The organism is Burkholderia sp. IO2 (genome assembly GCF_029522185.1).
Lineage (GTDB): Bacteria > Pseudomonadota > Gammaproteobacteria > Burkholderiales > Burkholderiaceae > Burkholderia > Burkholderia cenocepacia.
On the sequence record NZ_JAKWFH010000004.1, the window covers coordinates 97,260 to 114,380 of the forward strand.

Sequence of the window (17,121 nt, forward strand, 5' to 3'; positions counted from 1 at the left end):
TCGAATCCGGCGTCGTCAGCGAAAGCGCAGCTGATTTCGCCCGAGCTGCGCAACGGACGCGCAGCCCATCAGCCGCATGTCCCGTTCGATCTCTGCCCGCATCAGTTGCAACGCGCGCTCGACGCCGGGCTGCCCGGCGGCGGCGAGCGGGAACAGGTAATAGCGTCCCAGCCCGACGGCCTTCGCCCCCAACGCCAGCGCCTTCAGTACGTGCGAACCGCGCTGCACGCCGCCATCCATCATCACGTCGATCCGGTCGCCCACCGCGTCGACGATCTCGGCAAGCTGATCGAACGCCGCGCGCGAACCGTCCAGTTGCCGTCCGCCGTGGTTCGACAACACGATGCCGGTACAGCCGATGTCCACCGCCCGGCGGGCATCGTCGACCGACATCACGCCTTTCAGGCAAAACTGCCCGTTCCACTCCCGCACCATCGCGGCGACGTCGTCCCATGACATCGACGGATCCAGCATGTCCGTGAAGTAGCGGCTGATCGACATCGCGCCGCCGCCCATGTCGACATGCCGGTCGAGTTGCGGCAAACGGAACCGCTCGTGGGTCAGATAGTTGATGGCCCAGGCCGGCTTCAACGCGAACTCGGTCAGCCCCGCGAGAGTCAGCCGGAATGGAATCGAAAAACCGGTGCGCTTGTCACGCTCGCGATTGCCGCCGGTAATGCTGTCCACCGTCAGCATCATCACGTTCACGCCGGCGTCCCTCGAGCGGTTCATCATCTCGCGATTGAGGCCGCGATCCTTGTGAAAGTAGAACTGGTAGACCTGCGGGCCCTGGCTGATCGCACGCGCTTCTTCCAGGCTCACGGTGCCGAGCGACGACACGCCGAACATCGTGTCGAATTTCGCGGCCGCGGCGGCGACCGCGCGCTCGCCGTCATGATGAAACAGGCGTTGCAGCGCCGTCGGCGAACAATAGACCGGCATGCCGAGCTTCTGCCCCATGACCGTCACCGACAGGTCGACATCACGCACGCCGCGCAACACGTTCGGCACCAGATCGCAGCGTTCGAACGCACGCGTGTTGCGTCGATACGTGGCTTCATCGTCGGCCGCACCGTCGATGTAGTTGAAGATCGGTCCCGGCAACCGCCGCCTGGCGAGTTCGCGGAAGTCGTGGAAATTGTGGCAATCGTTCACGCGCATTCGTCACACTCCATTCGGCGCGCGAGCGGCGTGCCGGTCGACCGGCGCGCGTCGCTCGCAGCGCAGCGTTCGTTCTGTCCCGACGGCCGGTGCGCTCGCACGGTGCGGACGCCGCATCGACACCCGGAAGGGTCCGCGTCGCGTGCGCCGCTTCCCGACATGCAGGAAATCGATTCGTGCGCTCAGTCGAGCGCGCGGCCGAAGATGCGGATCACTTCGTCGAGATGCTCGGCCATCGCGCGGCGCGCGGCGTCCGGGTCGCGCGCGCGGATCGCGTCGAGGATCGCGCGATGCTCGAGTTCGGACCGGTGCGGCATGTCGTTCGGCATGTACAGCGACTGCAGCCGCTGGAACATCAGATCGTACTTGTGCGCGAGCAACTGCTTGATCATCAGCGCATACGCGGGGTTGTCGCTCGCTTCCGCGATGCGGATGTGGAACAGCCGGTCGCCCGGGTGCGTGAGCGAGCCGCTGCGGTTGTCGTCCTGGTTGCGCAGGAACGCTTCGTGAATCCCTTCGATCTGCGCGTCCGAGCCATGCTTCGCGGCCAGCGACGCGGCTTCCGGCTCGATCAGCCGGCGCGCCTGCAGCAGCGCGAACGGCGGGATTTCGGTATCGAGGTCGAGCGCGATGCCGAGTTCGGGATCGATTTCGACGATCGAGAACGGCGCGACCTTCGCGTCGGGCGCCGGCGCGGGTTCGGGCACGGCAGCCGCTTCCGGGTGGCGCACCTTCACGCCGTCGCCGACGCGCACGCTGACGAGCCCGTTCACTTCGAGCGCGATCAGTGCCTCGCGCACCGACGTGCGCGACACGCCGAAGCGTTCGGCCAGTTCGCGCTCGGGCGGCAGATAGCTGCCCGGCGGGAAATCGCCGGACTCGATCATCGCGCTGAGCTTGTCGGCGATCTGCTGGTAGAGGCGGCGGTTCTGAATCGGCTGGATGGACATACGTTGACGCTGGTAATCGGTTTCGTTCCGGACGGTCTGACGAATCGGCAGACCGCTCGCGCCTATTTTATATGCCGCGCTTCATGTCGCCCGGCACCGCGTAGCAACGCGCGGCCGTGCCGCCCCACAACGCGTCGCGCTCGGCCGCCGACAGCCGCGATTCGGCCCAGCGCTCGACGAGCGACGCCACTTCGTCATACGACGCCGCGAGCAGGCACACGGGCCAGTCCGAGCCGAACATCAGCCGCTGCGGGCCGAACGCGTCGAGCGCCGCGTCGAGGCACTGTTCGACATGCCGGATATCCTGTCCGCGCAGACCGCGCCGCCAGTCGGCCTCGGTCACGAGCCCCGACAGCTTGCACACGACGTGCGGCAGCGCGCCCAGCTCGCGCAGCGCCGCACGCCAGCGCGGAAATGCCGTGTCGTCGCGCTCGAACGCGGCGAGCGCCGGCTTGCCGCAGTGATCGAGCACGAGCCAGTGCGCGTCGTGCCGCGCGCAGAACGCACGCACGTCCGGCAACTGGCGCTCGAACACGAGCACGTCGTACACGTAACCGTTCGCCTGCAGCCATGCGACACCGCGATTGAAGCCGGGATCGGCGACGAACGCGCCGACGTCGGCTTCGTCCTGCACCTGGTGACGAAAGCCGCGCAGCTTCGGCCTGCGCCACTCGGCGACACGGTCGGCCAGCGCCGGCGCGCCGAGATCCTCCCAGCCGACCACCGCCGCGATGCGTGCGTCGTCGCGCGCGAGGTCGAGCAGGAATGCCGTCTCGTCGCGCCCGGCGCGCGCCTGCACCGCGATCGACGCGCCGAGCGCCTGCGCATGCATCTGCGGCCACAGCGCGTCGGGCAGGTAGTCGCGCGCGAGCACGCCCATGCCGGGGCCGATCCACGGATAGTCGGCCGCGCGATAACGCCAGAAGTGCTGATGCGAATCGATACGCACTGCGCCCATGATGCCCTCGTGTTCAATCGCCGCGGCGGCGACGGCCCGCATCGTCGCCACCATTCGCCACGTTCAGTCGTACAACACCGCCGTGATCTTCGGATCGTCGATATTGGTCTTGTCGTACCAGTAGAACCCGGTATCGATGACCTTCGGCAGCTTCTCGCCCTTGATCGCCTTCACGGCCGCCTCGACGGTCTTGTAGCCGATCCCGATCGGGTTCTGCGTGATCGCGCCGGCCATCAGCCCGCTGCGGATCGCGTCCTTCTGCTGCTTGCCGGAATCGTAGCCGATGATCACGACCTTGCGCTTCATCTCGCGCACGCCGTTGACCACGCCGATCGCCGAGCCTTCGTTGGTGCCGAACAGCCCCTTGAGCTTCGGATACGCCTGCAGGATCGACTTCGTCACCTCGGTCGACTTCAGCTGGTCGCCCTCGCCGTACTGCACGGTCACGACCTGTACCTTCGGATGCGCGGACTTCATCCGTTCGAGGAAGCCGTCGCGGCGGTCGATGCCGGTGCGGCTCGTCTGGTCGTGCGCGACCACGGCCACCTCGCCTTCGTCGCCGATCAGCGCGGCGAGCTTGTCGGCGGCGAGCGCGGCGGCCGCCTTGTTGTTGGTCGCGGCCGTCGTCACCGGAATGTCGCTGTCCACGCCCGAGTCGAACGCGATCACCGGAATCTTCTCGGCCTGCGCCTTCTTCAGGAGCGGCAGCGCGGCCTTGCTGTCGAGCGCCGCGAAGCCGAGCGCGGCCGGTTTCTTCGCGATCGCGGCCGACAGCATGTCGATCTGCTTGTCGACCATCGCCTCGGTTTCCGGCCCTTCGAACGTCACCTTCACCTTGTAGTCCTTCGCCGCCTGCATCGCGCCCGATTTCACGGCCTGCCAGAACTGATGCTGGAAGCCTTTCGAGATCAGCGGGATGTAGGTTTCCTGCGCCTGCGCGCCGGCCGTGACGCCGACGGCGAACGTCAGCCCGACGATCGCGTTCAACACCTTGCTCCTGATCACTTCGCGTCTCCTTGGTTGGTATCGACTGAAATGCCGGCCCGGCCGGCGGTGAAGCCCATGCGTGCTTGCGCCCGTACCTGCGTCAGCGGCGCCGCCGGCGCAGGATGTCCACGTAGACGGCGAGGATGATGATCACGCCCGTCACGACCGTCTGCCATTCCTGCGCGACCGACATGATGCGCAGGCCGTTGGTCAGCACGCTCATGATGAACGCGCCGATGATGGTGCCGACGATGCTGCCCGCGCCGCCCGACAGCGACGTGCCGCCGATCACGACGGCCGCAATCGCATCGAGCTCGTAGCCCTGCCCGAGCGCCGGCTGCGCGGAGTTCAGCCGCGACGCGATCAGCAGGCCGGCGATCCCGCACACCGCGCCGCTGAACGTGTAGACGGCGATCTTCCACGCGTCGACGTTCACGCCGGACAGCCTGAGCGCCTCCTCGTTGCTGCCGAGCGCGAACGTGTAGCGGCCGAAGATGGTGCGGTTCAGCACGATCGACGCGCCGATCGCGACGAGGAACAGGATCAGCACCGCGTTCGGGATCGGCAGCGCGGGAATCAGGTTGCCGATCAGCGAATCCTGCGCGATCGACGTGAAGCCCGGCGTGTCGTTGAAGTAGATCGGCCGCGTGCCGGAGATCACGAGCGACAACCCCTTGAGCAACATCATCATGCCGAGCGTCGCGATGAACGGCGGCACCTTCATCTTCGCGATCACGATGCCCGACACGCAGCCCGACAGCGCGCCGAAGCCCAGCGCCGCCAGAATCCCGAGCGGCAGCGGCATGCCCCATTTCGTCAGCACGACGCCGGCCATCACCGCGCAGAACGTCATCAGCGTGCCGACCGACAGGTCGATGCCGGACGTGATGATCACGTACGTACAGGCGACGGCCAGCACGCCGTTCACGGCGGTGGCCTGCAGGATCGACACGAGGTTGTCGACTTCGAGGAAGTTCGACGACGCGAAGCTGAAGAACACGATCAGCAGCACGAGGCTCGCGAACGCGAGCAGCTTCTGCCGCGCGGCCGGGTTGAAGAAGCGCGATTTCAGGCTCGCTGCGGCGGCCGGCGTGTCGCCGGTGGCCAGGGACGGAACGGGATGCGTATCGTTGGACATGATCGGGTAGGCGTCTGAGCGTCTGATTCAGGACAATACGGTCGACTCGCGCTGCGTCGCGAGCTGCATGATCTTTTCCTGCGTGGCGTCGGCCGCGCGCAATTCGCCGGTCACGCGGCCTTCGCACATCACGAGAATCCGGTGGCTCATGCGCAGCACCTCGGGCAGCTCCGACGAGATCATCACGATCGCCTTGCCGTCGGCGGCCAGCGCGTCGAGCAGCTTGTAGATCTCGCTTTTCGCGCCGACGTCGATGCCGCGCGTCGGTTCGTCGAAGAACAGGATGTCGCAGTCGCGCAGCAGCCACTTCGCGATCACGATCTTCTGCTGGTTGCCGCCCGACAAGAGCCGCGCGGGCTGCGCGACCGACGGCGTGCGGATCGCGAGCTGGCGCACGTACGACTGCGCGGCCTCGCGCATCCCGCGCGCATCGAGGAACATGCCGCGGCGCACGAAGCGGCGCATGCTCGACAGCGCGATGTTGTTCTGCACGTCCATCCCGACCGCGAGCCCGAAGTGCTTGCGATCCTCGGACAGGTAGCCGATGCCGAACTTCACCGCGTCGGCCGGCGTGCGGATCGTCACGGCCCTGCCGTGCACGCGGATCTCGCCCGCATCGACCGGGTCCGCGCCGAACACCGCGCGCGCGACCTCGGTGCGGCCCGCGCCCATCAGCCCGGCGAAGCCGAGGATCTCGCCGCGCCGCAGCGTGAAGCCGACGTCGCGGATCGCGCGGCCGCGCGACAGCCCGCGCACTTCGAGCGCGATCTCGTTCGCGGACGTATCGGGCGGCGTGCGGGTTTGCGCATCGAGCTGGCGGCCGACCATCATCGAGATGATCGTGTCCATCGACGTGTCCGCCATCGGCACGGTCGCGACGTACTTGCCGTCGCGCATCACGGTCACGCGATCGGCGATCTGGCGCAGCTCGTCCATCTTGTGCGAGATGTAGATGATGCCGACGCCGTTCGCGCGCAGGTCGCGGATGATGCGGAACAGCTCGGCGATCTCCGCGTTGTTCAGCGCGGCGGTCGGCTCGTCCATGATCAGCACGCGCGAGTCGAACGACAGCGCCTTCGCGATCTCGACCATCTGCTGCTTCGCGACCGTCAGCCGGCCGACCGGCGTGCGCGGATCGAGATCGAGCCGCATCCGCCGGAAGATCGCGGCAGCGTCCCGGTTCAGCTTGTCTTCGTCGACGAACACGCCGAAGCGGCCGCGCGGCTCGCGGCCGATGAAGATGTTCTGTGCGACGCTCAGGTGATTCATCAGGTTCAGTTCCTGATGGATGATGCCGATGCCGAGCGCCTGCGCGGCACGCGGGTCGGCGATCTCCACCGGGCGGCCGTCCATCCGGATCTCGCCCGCGTCGCGCTGGTAGACGCCCGCGAGTATCTTCATCAGCGTCGACTTGCCGGCGCCGTTCTCGCCCATCAGCGCATGCACTTCACCCGCATGCAGGTCGAAACGGCAATCGTCGAGCGCCTGCACGCCCGGAAAGCGCTTGCCGATGCCGGTCAGCGCGATCAGCGGCGGCGGGGTGTTCGGGGTCGGGTCGGGTTGCATGGAACGCGGCCCTCAACTGATCGCACGATCGAGATGCGTGTAGCCGCCATCGACGAACAGCCACTGGCCCGTCGTGTGCGATGCGCGATCCGACAGCAGGAACACGGCCGTATCGGCGATCTCGTCGGCCGTCGTGAAGCGCCGGCCGAGCGGCACCTTGCCGGCAATTTCCGCGACTTTCGCCTCCGGATCGTCGAAACCGGCGATCCAGTTCTGGTAGAGCGGCGTCATCACCTCGGCGGGAATCACCGCGTTCACGCGCACGCCGTCGTCGCGCAACGCGACCGCCCATTCACGTGTCAGCGCGAGCTGCGCGCCCTTCGACGCGCAATAGCCGCTCGTGTTGCCCTGCCCGGTCACGGCCGTCTTCGACGAAATGTTGACGATCGCGCCGCGCGCCGCCTTCAGGTGCGGCACGCAGTAGTGCGCCATCACGTAGTAATGGATCAGGTTGCGTTCGAGCGACGCGACGAACGCATCGCGTCCGGCGTCGAGCCCGATGCTGTCGTTGACGCCCGCGTTGTTGACGAGGCCGTCGAGGCGGCCGAAGCGCGCGACGGTCTGCGCGACGGCGTCGCGGCACTGCGCGTCGTCCTGCAGCTCGACGCTCATGCACGTCGCGCGCGGCTGCTTGCGCGCGAGTGCGCGCCAGAATGCGTCGTCGGGCGCGTGGCGCGCGAACACCACCGGTATCGCGCCCTCGCCGGCCAGCCGCATCGAGATCGCGGCGCCGATGCCCGACGCGCCGCCGGTCACGATCACGACCTTGTCTTGCAGATTCAAATCCACTTCGCGTCTCCGTCGTTCATGTTGTCGCCGCGCACGACGCGCGCGGCGCGCCGTCGCGCGTCGCCCCGCGTCAGCCGCGGAACCGGTATTGCTCCAGCGATTCGGGCTTCATCTCGATCGAAAAACCGGGCGCCGTCGGCGGCATGTACGCCGCGCCGCGCACCACGCACGGTTCGACGAAATGCTCGTGCAGGTGGTCGACGTACTCGGTCACGCGCCCTTCCTTCGTGCCGGAAATGCACACGTAATCGATCATCGACAGGTGCTGCACGTACTCGCACAGCCCGACGCCGCCCGCATGCGGGCACACCGGCAGCCCGTACTTCGCGGCCATCAGCATCACCGCGAGAATCTCGTTCACGCCGCCGAGCCGGCACGCGTCGATCTGCACGACGTCGATCGCGCCGCGCGCGATGAACTGCTTGAACAGCACGCGGTTCTGGCACATCTCGCCGGTCGCGACCTGCACCGGCGCGATCGCCTTGCGGATCTTGCGATGCCCTTCGACGTCGTCGGGGCTCGTCGGCTCCTCGATGAACCACGGCCGCGCGAACGCGAGCTCGCGCACCCAGTCGATCGCCTCGTCGACTTCCCACACCTGGTTCGCGTCGATCATCAGCTTGCGGTCGGGGCCGATCACCTCGCGCGCGATCGTCACGCGGCGGATGTCGTCCTCGAGGTTCCCGCCGACTTTCAGCTTCACGTGGTCGAAGCCTTCTTCCACCGCCTCGCGGCACAGCCGGCGCAGCTTGTCGTCGCTGTAGCCGAGCCAGCCGGCCGACGTCGTGTAGCACGGGTAGCCGTCGCGCTCGAGCGCGGCGATCCGCGCGGCCTTGCCGGGCGCCTGCCGGCGCAGCAGCTCGAGCGCTTCGTCCGGGCTCAGGCAGTCGGTCAGGTAGCGGAAGTCGATCGCCCGCACCAGCTCCTCCGGACTCATGTCGGCGACGAGCCGCCACAGCGGCTTGCCGACGGCCTTCGCCCACAAATCCCACACCGCATTGACGACGGCGCCCGTCGCCAGGTGGATCGCGCCCTTGTCGGGGCCGATCCAGCGCAACTGGCTGTCCGACGTGACGTGCCGCCAGAAACGGCCCATGTCCTCGCGGATCCAGTCGAGGTCCAGGCCGACGACGAGGTGACGCATCGCGTCGATCGCCGCACAGCAGATTTCGTTGCCGCGCCCGATGGTGAACGTGAGCCCGTGACCTTCGAGCCCGTCGTGGTCGGTTTCGAGCACGACGTAGGCCGCCGAATAATCGGGGTCCGGATTCATCGCGTCGGAGCCGTCGAGCTGGCGCGAGGTCGGAAAGCGCACGTCGAGGACGCGCATCGATCGAATGATAGGCATGACGAACCGTCCGTTAAAGGGAATCAGGCCTGCACGGTGCGCTGGCGTTGCTCGCCGAGCCCGTCGATGCCGAGCGTGATCACTTGTCCGGCGCGCAGGTAGACGGGCGGCTTCTGCCCGAGGCCGACGCCCGGCGGCGTGCCGGTCGAGATCACGTCGCCCGGCTGCAAGCTCATGAAGCGGCTCAGGTAGCTGATCAGGTGCGGCACGCGGAACACCATCGTCGCGGTCGAGCCGTTCTGGTAGCGGTGGCCGTCCACGTCCAGCCACAGCCGCAGCGCGTGCGGATCGGGCACTTCGTCGGCCGTCACGAGCCAGGGCCCGAGCGGGCCGAACGTGTCGTTGCCCTTGCCCTTGTCCCACGTGCCGCCGCGTTCGAGCTGATATTCGCGCTCCGACACGTCGTTCACGACGCAGTAACCGGCGACGTGCGACAGCGCATCGGCTTCGTCGATATAGCGGCCGCCCTGGCCGATCACCACGCCGAGCTCGACTTCCCAGTCGGTCTTCTCGGAGCCGCGCGGGATTTCGACGTCGTCGTTCGGGCCGGAAATCGCGCTCGTCCACTTGCCGAACACGACGGGCTCCTTCGGCACCTCCATCCCCGATTCGGCCGCGTGATCCGAGTAGTTGAGCCCGATGCAGATGAACTTGCCGACGCGGCCGACGCACGCGCCGAGCCGCGGCGTGCCTTCGACGAGCGGCAGCGACGACGGCGGGATGTCGCGCAGCCGCGCGAGCGACGCGGGCGTCAGCGCGTCGCCGGCGATGTCGTCGATCACGCCGGACAGATCGCGAATGTGGCCCTGCGCATCCAGCAGGCCCGGTTTTTCATGGTGTTTGTCGCCAAATCTCAGCAGTTTCATATCGTCGTCCGAACGGAAACGGAAAGTGAATGGAAAGGGGCGGTCAGTTTGATACGGTCAGTTTGACCAGCCGCCGTCGATCAGGTGAATCGTGCCGGTGGTGAACGACGCTTCGTCGGACGCCAGGTACAGCGCGAGCGCGGCCACTTCGTCCGCGGTGCCGATGCGGCCGATCGGCTGGCGCGCGACGAACGCCTGGCGCACCTCGTCGGTCGACACGTGGCGCGTACGCGCCTGGTCGGCGATCCGCTGCTCGAGCGACGGCGATTCGATCGTGCCCGGGCAGATCGCGTTGCAGCGGATGCCCCGCTCGACGAAATCGGCGGCCACCGCCTTGGTCAGCCCGATCACGGCCGCCTTGGTGGTGCCGTACACGAAGCGGTTCGGCACGCCCTTCACGCTCGACGCGGCCGACGCCATGTTGACGATCGACGCGCCGCCGGCTTCGAGCATCGCGGGCAGCAGCGCGCGGATCAGCCGGTACATCGACGTGACGTTCAGGTTCAGCGAGAACGCCCACGCGTCGTCGTCGCAGTCGAGAATCGAGCCGTGGTGCACGTAGCCCGCGCAGTTGAACAGCACGTCGAATGCGCGTTCGCTCGCGGCGAGCACGGCCACCTCGTTCGCGTCGGTGACGTCGAGCCGCCGCGTGACCAGCCGGCCGCCCGCGCGCTCGGCGTCGGCTTCGAGCCGCACCAGCGCGGCTTCGTTGATGTCGGTCGCCAGCACGTCGGCGCCCTCGCGCGCGAACCGCAGCGCGGTCGCACGGCCGATGCCCTGCCCGGCCGCCGTCACCAGCGCGCGTTTGCCCTGCAATCTCATGAGCACTCTCCGAAAAAGCCGGCCGCCAGTCGGCCGATTGGCACAAAGGACTAAAGGTCCAACCAATCATAGGAACGGATCCCGCGTTTGTCACGAAATCGGAATTCAGTATTTACCCGGGGCTGGCGAACCCGTCCCGCGGATAAGGATTCGGCGTGAGAGCGGCGTCGAGGCCTCGCTTGGGCGATCCGCGCAAAGCCAATACGGGCGGGCCTTTGCGCCAATTGTTCGGCGTCGTTCGGCACGGCGAGCGGCGCAACCTGACAAAAAAGTCATGTTCGCGTCAGGGTGTCAACGGGTGGCGCACGCCATCATGGCGTTGCCGGACCGCGCTTCCGGTACATCGCCTCCCCGCCCGCGCAGGATCCCTGCGGGCACCTCCGTCCTCCGGCGATGTATCCCGTGACTGGGCGAGCAGACACGGCGCGCGGGCCGATTTTCCGCCCCGGACGTCCCCGTCCGGGGCTTTTTGTCCTTGGTTTTTCAAGAAAATAAGCGTGGATTGTTTCTAAATCGGCAAAAGGTAATTTGAGCCAGACAGGATGTTTTTTCCGGTCACAGACGCTTACATTTAGCGCACCACTCATGGAAACCCCTACGGATTCCCCCTTGGGTAGTGACACCCCACTGCCATGGCCGAACCCGCACGGGCTTTAGGAAACGGCAAAATGAAGGCCTCCAAATCCCTGCCTGCGCTCGATCCCGCCGACGTCCACGTCGAAATCCTCGAACGTTCCGATACGCTGCTCGTCGTCCGCTGGGTCGAACCCGGCCGCTGTCACTACGGCGAACAGCGCTGGCGCCGCCGCTTCGCGCAGCGCACCGGCACCTGCGCGCTGTCGCGCCAGGTCATCCATCGCGGCGACGAAGTGTTCCGCCCGGCCGAGCGCCCGGCCCCCGCGAACGCCGCCGCCATGATCTCCGCCGCCGAAGTGCTCGCGCTGGCCGGCAGCAGGTAACACCTGCCGGCCGCGCGCCGGGCTCGCGGCGCCACGCGCCAGCCCTAGAAGCGCCGGTCTAGTTCCCCCGCTTGTCTGCTCCGTCCGCCCGCACTATCGTTACACCACTCAATGTAACGATTACGTGCCGCGGCCGACCGGCTGCGCCAATGGAGGCAGACATGCATGCATGGAGCGCGCGCCACGTCCCGGCGCAAGGCGGCAAGATCGCGGTCGTGACGGGCGCCAACAGCGGTCTCGGCTGGCAGCTCGCGGAAACGCTGGCCGCGAAAGGCGCGACGGTCGTGATGGGCTGCCGCGACGCCGCACGCGGCGCGCAGGCGGCCGACGCGATCCGCCGGCTTCATCCTCATGCCCGCGTCGAAGTCGATCCGCTCGATCTCGCCGATCTCGCGTCGATCGCCCGCTTCGCCGCCGACGTCGGCGAACGCCACGGCCGCGTCGACATCCTCTGCAACAACGCCGGTGTGATGTTCCTGCCGCTGCGGCACACGCGCGACGGCTTCGAGATGCAATTCGGCACCAACCACCTCGGCCATTTCGCGCTGACCGGCCAGTTGCTGCCGGCGCTACGCGCCGCGCGCCGGGCGCGCGTCGTCACGATGTCGAGCGGCTTCAACCGCGGCGGCCGGATTCGTGTCGACGACCTGCGCGCCACGCAGCGCTACAACCGTTATCTCGCCTACTGCGACAGCAAGCTCGCGAACCTCGTGTTCGCGATCGAGTTGCAGCGCCGTTTCGAGCGCGCGGCGTTCGCCGGCATCAGCGTCGCCGCACACCCCGGCTACGCGGCGACCAACCTGCAGTTCGCGGGCCCGGCGATGGACAGTTCCCCGGCCCGCGCCGCGCTGATGCGTGCCGCGAACCGTTATCTCGCGCAGCCGGCCGACCAGGGCGCGCTGCCCGCGATCCATGCGGCAACGTCGCCCGATCTGGCGGGCGGCGCGTACATCGGCCCGTCCGGCTGGTTCGAGTCGCGCGGGCTGCCGGCGCCGGCGAGCGTACCGCGCGCGGCACGCAACGTGGCGTCGGCGGCATTGCTGTGGGAGGCCTCGGAAGCCGCCACGGGCGTGCGCTTCCTCAGCGCCGGGGCGCCCGCAGGACGCGCGCCGGGCCGGCCGTTCGATGCGGCGGTCGAAGCACGCTGAACCGCCCGCACGCGATCTCGATATTCTTCATACTTATTACGGCAACCGAAAAGAAAGCCCATTGAAAGACTGATTCAGCGCTCCACTGTTACCAGACAGGAAACAATCTATCGTCAAAATCAGCGTTTACCCTGAACCGCCCGGTGACTAAGATTTGATCAATCGCTCAAGACATGGTGTCGAGAGCGAACTCAATAAAACACCGGAGGTCACCATGAAATCGCTCGTTTCCGCAGTCGTTGCCGCTGCCGCCCTGTCCGCTTCGTTCGGCGCATTCGCTCAAAGCACCGTGACGCGCGCTCAAGTGCGCAACGAACTGGTCCAGCTCGAAAAGGCCGGCTACAAGCCGGGTCTGTCGAGCCCGTACTACCCGAACGACATCCAGAGCGCCGAAGCGCGCGTTCATGGCGCCGACACCAGCGGCTACGGCGCGCAACCGGCTCCGCTCGTCCACTCGGGCGCACCGGCTGCCGCGTCGTCGAACGCACGCGACTCGATCTTCTTCGGCCAGTAAGCCGACGCGCCCCCGGCGGGCGCCGCGCGTCGCGCGCTGAAGTCAAGCAGTCCGGACGAGCCCCCTTCGCGGGGCTCGTCTTTTTTGTGAAACGCATACCTCCGCCGCCCGGCAGCGGGTGGCTTCGCCCGGACGCCTGGCGTCCGGGTGCTTTTTCCCGAACAGGTGTGCGAGAAGGCGCCGTGCGTGCCGGTCAGCGCGCCGCGGCCGCAGCCCCGGCCGGCGCCGATCGCGACAGCACGCGCCACCGCGACAGCAACTCGTCGCGATCGACGTAACAGCCCTGCAAGTGCCGGCGGCCCGTCGACGGGTCGAACTCGGTGCGCGCGTGCAGCACGCGCCGGTTGTCGAACGCCCACATGTCGCCTGCCCGCAACCGGCGCTGCACGCGAAAACGCGGCTCGCGCGCCAGCGCGAGGAACCGCCGATACGCACGATAGACGGCCGGCACCGCGCCGGCCGGCGCATCGAGCGGGCCGCGCAGGAAATTCGCGACACGCACTTCCGTCACATGGCCGCGCGCATCGAGCCCGATCACCGGCGCCGAACAGCGGTAGTCGCTGTTCGCGCTCTTGTTCCAGAACTCGAACGGCGTCGATGCGAGCCGCTCGAAATCGTCCGGATGTTCGCGCCGCAACGCATCCGCGAGCGCGAAGCCATCGAGGAAAATGCTGTCGCCGCCCGTCGCGTCGTTCGCGAGGCAGTGCAGGAACTGCACGCCCGGCTGCAATTCGCGCGTCGGCAGATCGGTGTGCGGCGGAAGATTCAGCGACGTATACGCATTGCTGTCCGGGCGCGGCTTCGATTCGACGTCGAACAGCACGCCGAAATTGCTTTCGCGGATCAGGCCGACGCGGCGCGCGATCTCGTCGACACGGCCGCGCTCGGCCGGCACGCCTTCGACGAGCGTCAACCCCGTGCGCTGCAACGCGCCGAGCCATGCCAGCAACGCGCGGTCGTCCTCCATCACGTCGCGCCACGCGAACACGCCGATCGCCGTCGCATCGTCGCCGGTCCATACGTGCCGCCGATGCACGGCCAGACGCTCCGCGCGCGATGCGTCGTCGTACGCGTGCGCACGCAACCAGCCCGGCGACCACGCACTGCGGTGCCCGTCGTTCCATTCCACATGCAGCGCGCCATCGGCTTCGACGTGCACGGTGAGCGCGGACAGATCCTCGCGCGCATCGGCGATCTCGAATACCTGTTCGCGCGTGATCGCGTGCACGCACGCGGAACACGCGCAGTTGTCGCGCAGCCAGTCGAAATGGAACGGCGAGCGTCGCGCGTCGCTCCACTCGACGTCCACCGCGCCATCGCCGATCGTCGCCGCCGCGATGGCCGCGTCGGCCGAAAACGTCCGCCAGTCCTCGATACGGTGTTGCGCCGCTGCCTGCATCGTTGCCTCCCCGAAAACGCCCGCTACGCGTGTGGTGCGAGCAAGAACCCGCCGACCATCCGGTGCATCCGTGCGGCCTGCGGGCTCGTTCCGAGCGCGCGCCAGCAGCCATGCACCAGCCCCTCTCCCATCCAGCCGTGCGCGACCCCGCCGGCCGCGCGAATCCGTTCGACGTACACGCGCGCATCGTCGCGCAGCGGATCGTGCTCGGCGCCGATCGCGAGCACCGGCGGCAAGCCGTCGAAGCGTGTGGCTTCGAGCGGCACCGACGCGCGCAGCAGCGGGTCATCGTTCAGCAGCACGGCCGACAGGTCGCCGTTCCAGTACAGCGCGCGGTAGCGATGCACGTCGTCGAGCGTCAGCATCGGCGCGTGCGCTTCCGTTTCGCGCGCGGGCGATTGCGGTTCGAAACCGAGCATCGGATAGACGAGCGCGATGCCGTCCACGTTGCGTTCGCCCGCATCGCGCAGCGCGGTCGCCGCCGCCGCCGCGAGCATCCCGCCCGCGCTGTCGCCCGCGAGCGTCAGCGGATGCGCGCACGGCCCGAACGGCCAGCGCGCATCGCGTGCGGCGCGCGTGACTTCCACGCAATCGTCGAGCGCGGCCGGCGCGCGGTATTCGGGCGCCAGCCGATAGTCGACCGCGATCACGTCGAGGCCGGTATCGGCCGCCAGTTGCGCGGTGATCAGCGCATGACTGTCGAGCGAGCCGACGACGAAACCGCCGCCATGAAAAAACAACACCGTGCCGCGTGGCGTGCCGTGCGCGGACGTATAGCGCCGCAGCGCGATCGGGCGGCCGTCCGGCGCGTGCCACACGGCGTCCCGCCGCACGATGCCGGCCGGCAGCGCGGCCGGCGTCCATTCGGCCGCGAAGCGGTCGTAGAGGCGGCGCTGCTCGTCGGGCGAGCGCGCCGCCGCATCGGCCGGATACCACGCGTCGACGGCCGCGACGAACGCCGCGATTTCCGGTTCGAGCATCGTGTGCGCTCCGCGATCGAGGACGACGATGGAAAAGATGACGCGCGTTGCTAGCGCCGCGGCGGCAACCCGATCACGCGGCCCGCATAAGCAGGCGCCGCGCAATCGCGCTGCAAAGCGTGCAGTTCGGCCACGCGCGCGGCCACGTCGTCGTCGAACGGCGCCGACTTCGCACCGCCGCGCGTATCGACGTGCAGCAGCATCTGCTCGCTCGCCGATACCGCGTCGTCATGCCCGTCGGCGAACAGTTCGAGATACAGATGCAGCCGCTTCGCGTCGTGCGCCAGCACGCGCGCATCGACGCGCACCGGCGCGCCTTCCTTGATCTCGTGCAGGTAGTTCACGTGCGCTTCGAGCGTATAGACCGAGCGGCCCCGCTCGCGACGCGCGGCGTCGTCGAGGCCGATGCGATCCAGCAGCGCATCGGTCGCGAAGCTGAAGATCAGCAGATAGAACGCATCGCGCAGGTGGCCGTTGTAGTCGACCCATTCGGGCCGCACCACGTCGCGGTAAATCGTCAGCGGGATATCGCCCGTCATCGTCTAGTCCTCGAATCGCATCCCGTGCCGCGCCTTCACCGCGGCGATCGATTTCAGCACCTCGGTGATGCACTCGTCGCGATAGCGTTCGAGCTCCTTGATGCTGCGCGTGCCCTGCTGTTCGGTCGTGCCTTCGACGACACTGTCGATCAGCGCGTCGGTCAACGTCGGCGCGACCAGCTTCGTCCACGGCAGTTCGAGCGCGGGGCCGAATTGCTGCATGAAGTGTCGCATGCCCGCGTCGCCGCCGGCCAGCGTGTAGGTGAGGAACGTGCCCATGAACGACCAGCGGATGCCCGCGCCGAAGCGGATCGCATCGTCGATCTCGCCGGTGGTCGCGACGCCTTCGTTGACGAGATGTAGCGCCTCGCGCCACAACGCTTCGAGCAAACGATCCGCGATGAAGCCCGGCACTTCCTTGCGCACGTGCAGCGGCCGCATGCCGAGCTTGCGATAGATCTCCATCGCGCCTTCGACCGCTTCCGGCGACGTGCGCGCGCCGCCGAGCACCTCGACGAGCGGCAGCAGGTACACGGGGTTGAACGGGTGGCCGACCACGCAGCGCTCCGGATGCGTCGCCCGCGCGTAGAAATCGGTCGGCAACAGCCCCGACGTCGACGACGCGATGATCGCGTCGGGCTTCGCCGCGCGGCTGATCTGCTCGTGCAGTTCGAGCTTCAGCGCTTCGCGCTCGGGCGCGCTTTCCTGGATGAAATCGGCATCGGCGACGCACGCCTCGATCGTCGACACGAACCGCAACCGCGCGGGATCGGCGCCCGGTGCGAGGCCGACGCGTTCGAGCGCGGGCCACGCGTTCGCGACGTTCGCGCGCAGCCGCGCTTCGGCGCCCGGCGCCGGGTCCCACACGACCACGTCGAGACCGTGCGCGAGCGCGCGGGAAATCCATCCGCTGCCGATCACGCCGGTGCCGATGGCGGCAAACGTCTTGATGTCGGTCTTCACAGCCATGTCAACGCATCCTTCAAATCAGGGGAAA

General features: G+C 67.8%; 17 protein-coding genes. 3 read left to right on the forward strand and 14 right to left on the reverse strand.

Features of this window, described 5'->3' with window-relative positions; genetic code table 11:
- Positions 1–15: 15 nt before the first annotated feature.
- The 10 genes from MMB92_RS03775 to MMB92_RS03820 all read right to left on the reverse strand — a co-directional run bounded on the left by MMB92_RS03775 (position 16) and on the right by MMB92_RS03820 (position 10,585).
- Positions 16–1,161 carry an alpha-hydroxy acid oxidase gene (locus tag MMB92_RS03775; RefSeq protein ID WP_277562535.1) on the reverse strand — a complete coding sequence of 382 codons (1,146 nt, stop codon included), beginning with the start codon at positions 1,159–1,161 and terminating at the stop codon, positions 16–18.
- Positions 1,162–1,343: 182 nt separating this feature from the next.
- Positions 1,344–2,111, reverse strand: coding sequence for a FadR/GntR family transcriptional regulator (locus MMB92_RS03780; RefSeq protein WP_006484716.1), 768 nt, complete (start codon positions 2,109–2,111; stop codon positions 1,344–1,346).
- A 67-nt stretch (positions 2,112–2,178) separates the two neighbouring features.
- Entirely contained in the window at positions 2,179–3,069 is an 891-nt protein-coding gene (locus tag MMB92_RS03785; protein WP_277562536.1) for an amidohydrolase family protein, read from the reverse strand.
- Between the two features lie 63 nt (positions 3,070–3,132).
- Positions 3,133–4,074, reverse strand: a complete 942-nt coding sequence (locus MMB92_RS03790) for an ABC transporter substrate-binding protein (RefSeq protein WP_006484743.1) — start codon at positions 4,072–4,074, stop codon at positions 3,133–3,135.
- Between the two features lie 82 nt (positions 4,075–4,156).
- A complete protein-coding gene (locus MMB92_RS03795; protein WP_006484738.1) occupies positions 4,157–5,194 on the reverse strand; it encodes an ABC transporter permease in 1,038 nt (345 codons plus the stop codon).
- Positions 5,195–5,221: 27 nt separating this feature from the next.
- The gene (locus tag MMB92_RS03800; protein ID WP_034201994.1) at positions 5,222–6,760 is read right to left on the reverse strand and encodes a sugar ABC transporter ATP-binding protein; all 1,539 of its coding nucleotides are present in this window, start codon (positions 6,758–6,760) and stop codon (positions 5,222–5,224) included.
- Positions 6,761–6,772: 12 nt separating this feature from the next.
- Positions 6,773–7,549, reverse strand: coding sequence for an SDR family oxidoreductase (locus MMB92_RS03805; RefSeq protein WP_277562537.1), 777 nt, complete (start codon positions 7,547–7,549; stop codon positions 6,773–6,775).
- Between the two features lie 70 nt (positions 7,550–7,619).
- A complete protein-coding gene (locus MMB92_RS03810; protein ID WP_006484705.1) occupies positions 7,620–8,897 on the reverse strand; it encodes an L-fuconate dehydratase in 1,278 nt (425 codons plus the stop codon).
- A 23-nt stretch (positions 8,898–8,920) separates the two neighbouring features.
- Positions 8,921–9,763, reverse strand: coding sequence for an ureidoglycolate lyase (locus tag MMB92_RS03815; RefSeq protein WP_006484749.1), 843 nt, complete (start codon positions 9,761–9,763; stop codon positions 8,921–8,923).
- 57 nt (positions 9,764–9,820) lie between these two features.
- A complete protein-coding gene (locus tag MMB92_RS03820; RefSeq protein WP_060263728.1) occupies positions 9,821–10,585 on the reverse strand; it encodes an SDR family oxidoreductase in 765 nt (254 codons plus the stop codon).
- A gap of 668 nt (positions 10,586–11,253) precedes the next feature.
- Between MMB92_RS03820 and MMB92_RS03825 the strand changes: the two genes are divergently transcribed.
- The 3 genes from MMB92_RS03825 to MMB92_RS03835 all read left to right on the forward strand — a co-directional run bounded on the left by MMB92_RS03825 (position 11,254) and on the right by MMB92_RS03835 (position 13,206).
- Complete coding sequence (locus MMB92_RS03825; RefSeq protein ID WP_006484717.1) at positions 11,254–11,544, forward strand: DUF3331 domain-containing protein; 291 nt, start codon at positions 11,254–11,256, stop codon at positions 11,542–11,544.
- Between the two features lie 161 nt (positions 11,545–11,705).
- Positions 11,706–12,692 (forward strand): oxidoreductase, encoded by a 987-nt coding sequence (locus MMB92_RS03830; protein ID WP_062885617.1) that lies wholly within the window; start codon positions 11,706–11,708, stop codon positions 12,690–12,692.
- Positions 12,693–12,906: 214 nt separating this feature from the next.
- Positions 12,907–13,206, forward strand: a complete 300-nt coding sequence (locus tag MMB92_RS03835; protein ID WP_006484704.1) for a DUF4148 domain-containing protein — start codon at positions 12,907–12,909, stop codon at positions 13,204–13,206.
- Between the two features lie 193 nt (positions 13,207–13,399).
- On the opposite strand, the gene MMB92_RS03840 is transcribed toward MMB92_RS03835, so the two are convergent.
- The 4 genes from MMB92_RS03840 to MMB92_RS03855 are packed head-to-tail and all read right to left on the reverse strand — an operon-like array spanning position 13,400 to position 17,093.
- Positions 13,400–14,605 (reverse strand): TauD/TfdA family dioxygenase, encoded by a 1,206-nt coding sequence (locus MMB92_RS03840; protein ID WP_080322411.1) that lies wholly within the window; start codon positions 14,603–14,605, stop codon positions 13,400–13,402.
- Between the two features lie 23 nt (positions 14,606–14,628).
- Positions 14,629–15,585, reverse strand: coding sequence for an alpha/beta hydrolase (locus tag MMB92_RS03845; protein WP_277562538.1), 957 nt, complete (start codon positions 15,583–15,585; stop codon positions 14,629–14,631).
- 50 nt (positions 15,586–15,635) lie between these two features.
- Complete coding sequence (locus MMB92_RS03850; RefSeq protein ID WP_277562539.1) at positions 15,636–16,124, reverse strand: thioesterase family protein; 489 nt, start codon at positions 16,122–16,124, stop codon at positions 15,636–15,638.
- Positions 16,125–16,127: 3 nt separating this feature from the next.
- Positions 16,128–17,093: an L-carnitine dehydrogenase gene (locus MMB92_RS03855; RefSeq protein ID WP_006484739.1), complete on the reverse strand. Its 966-nt coding sequence runs from the start codon at positions 17,091–17,093 to the stop codon at positions 16,128–16,130.
- Between the last annotated feature and the right edge of the window lie 28 nt (positions 17,094–17,121).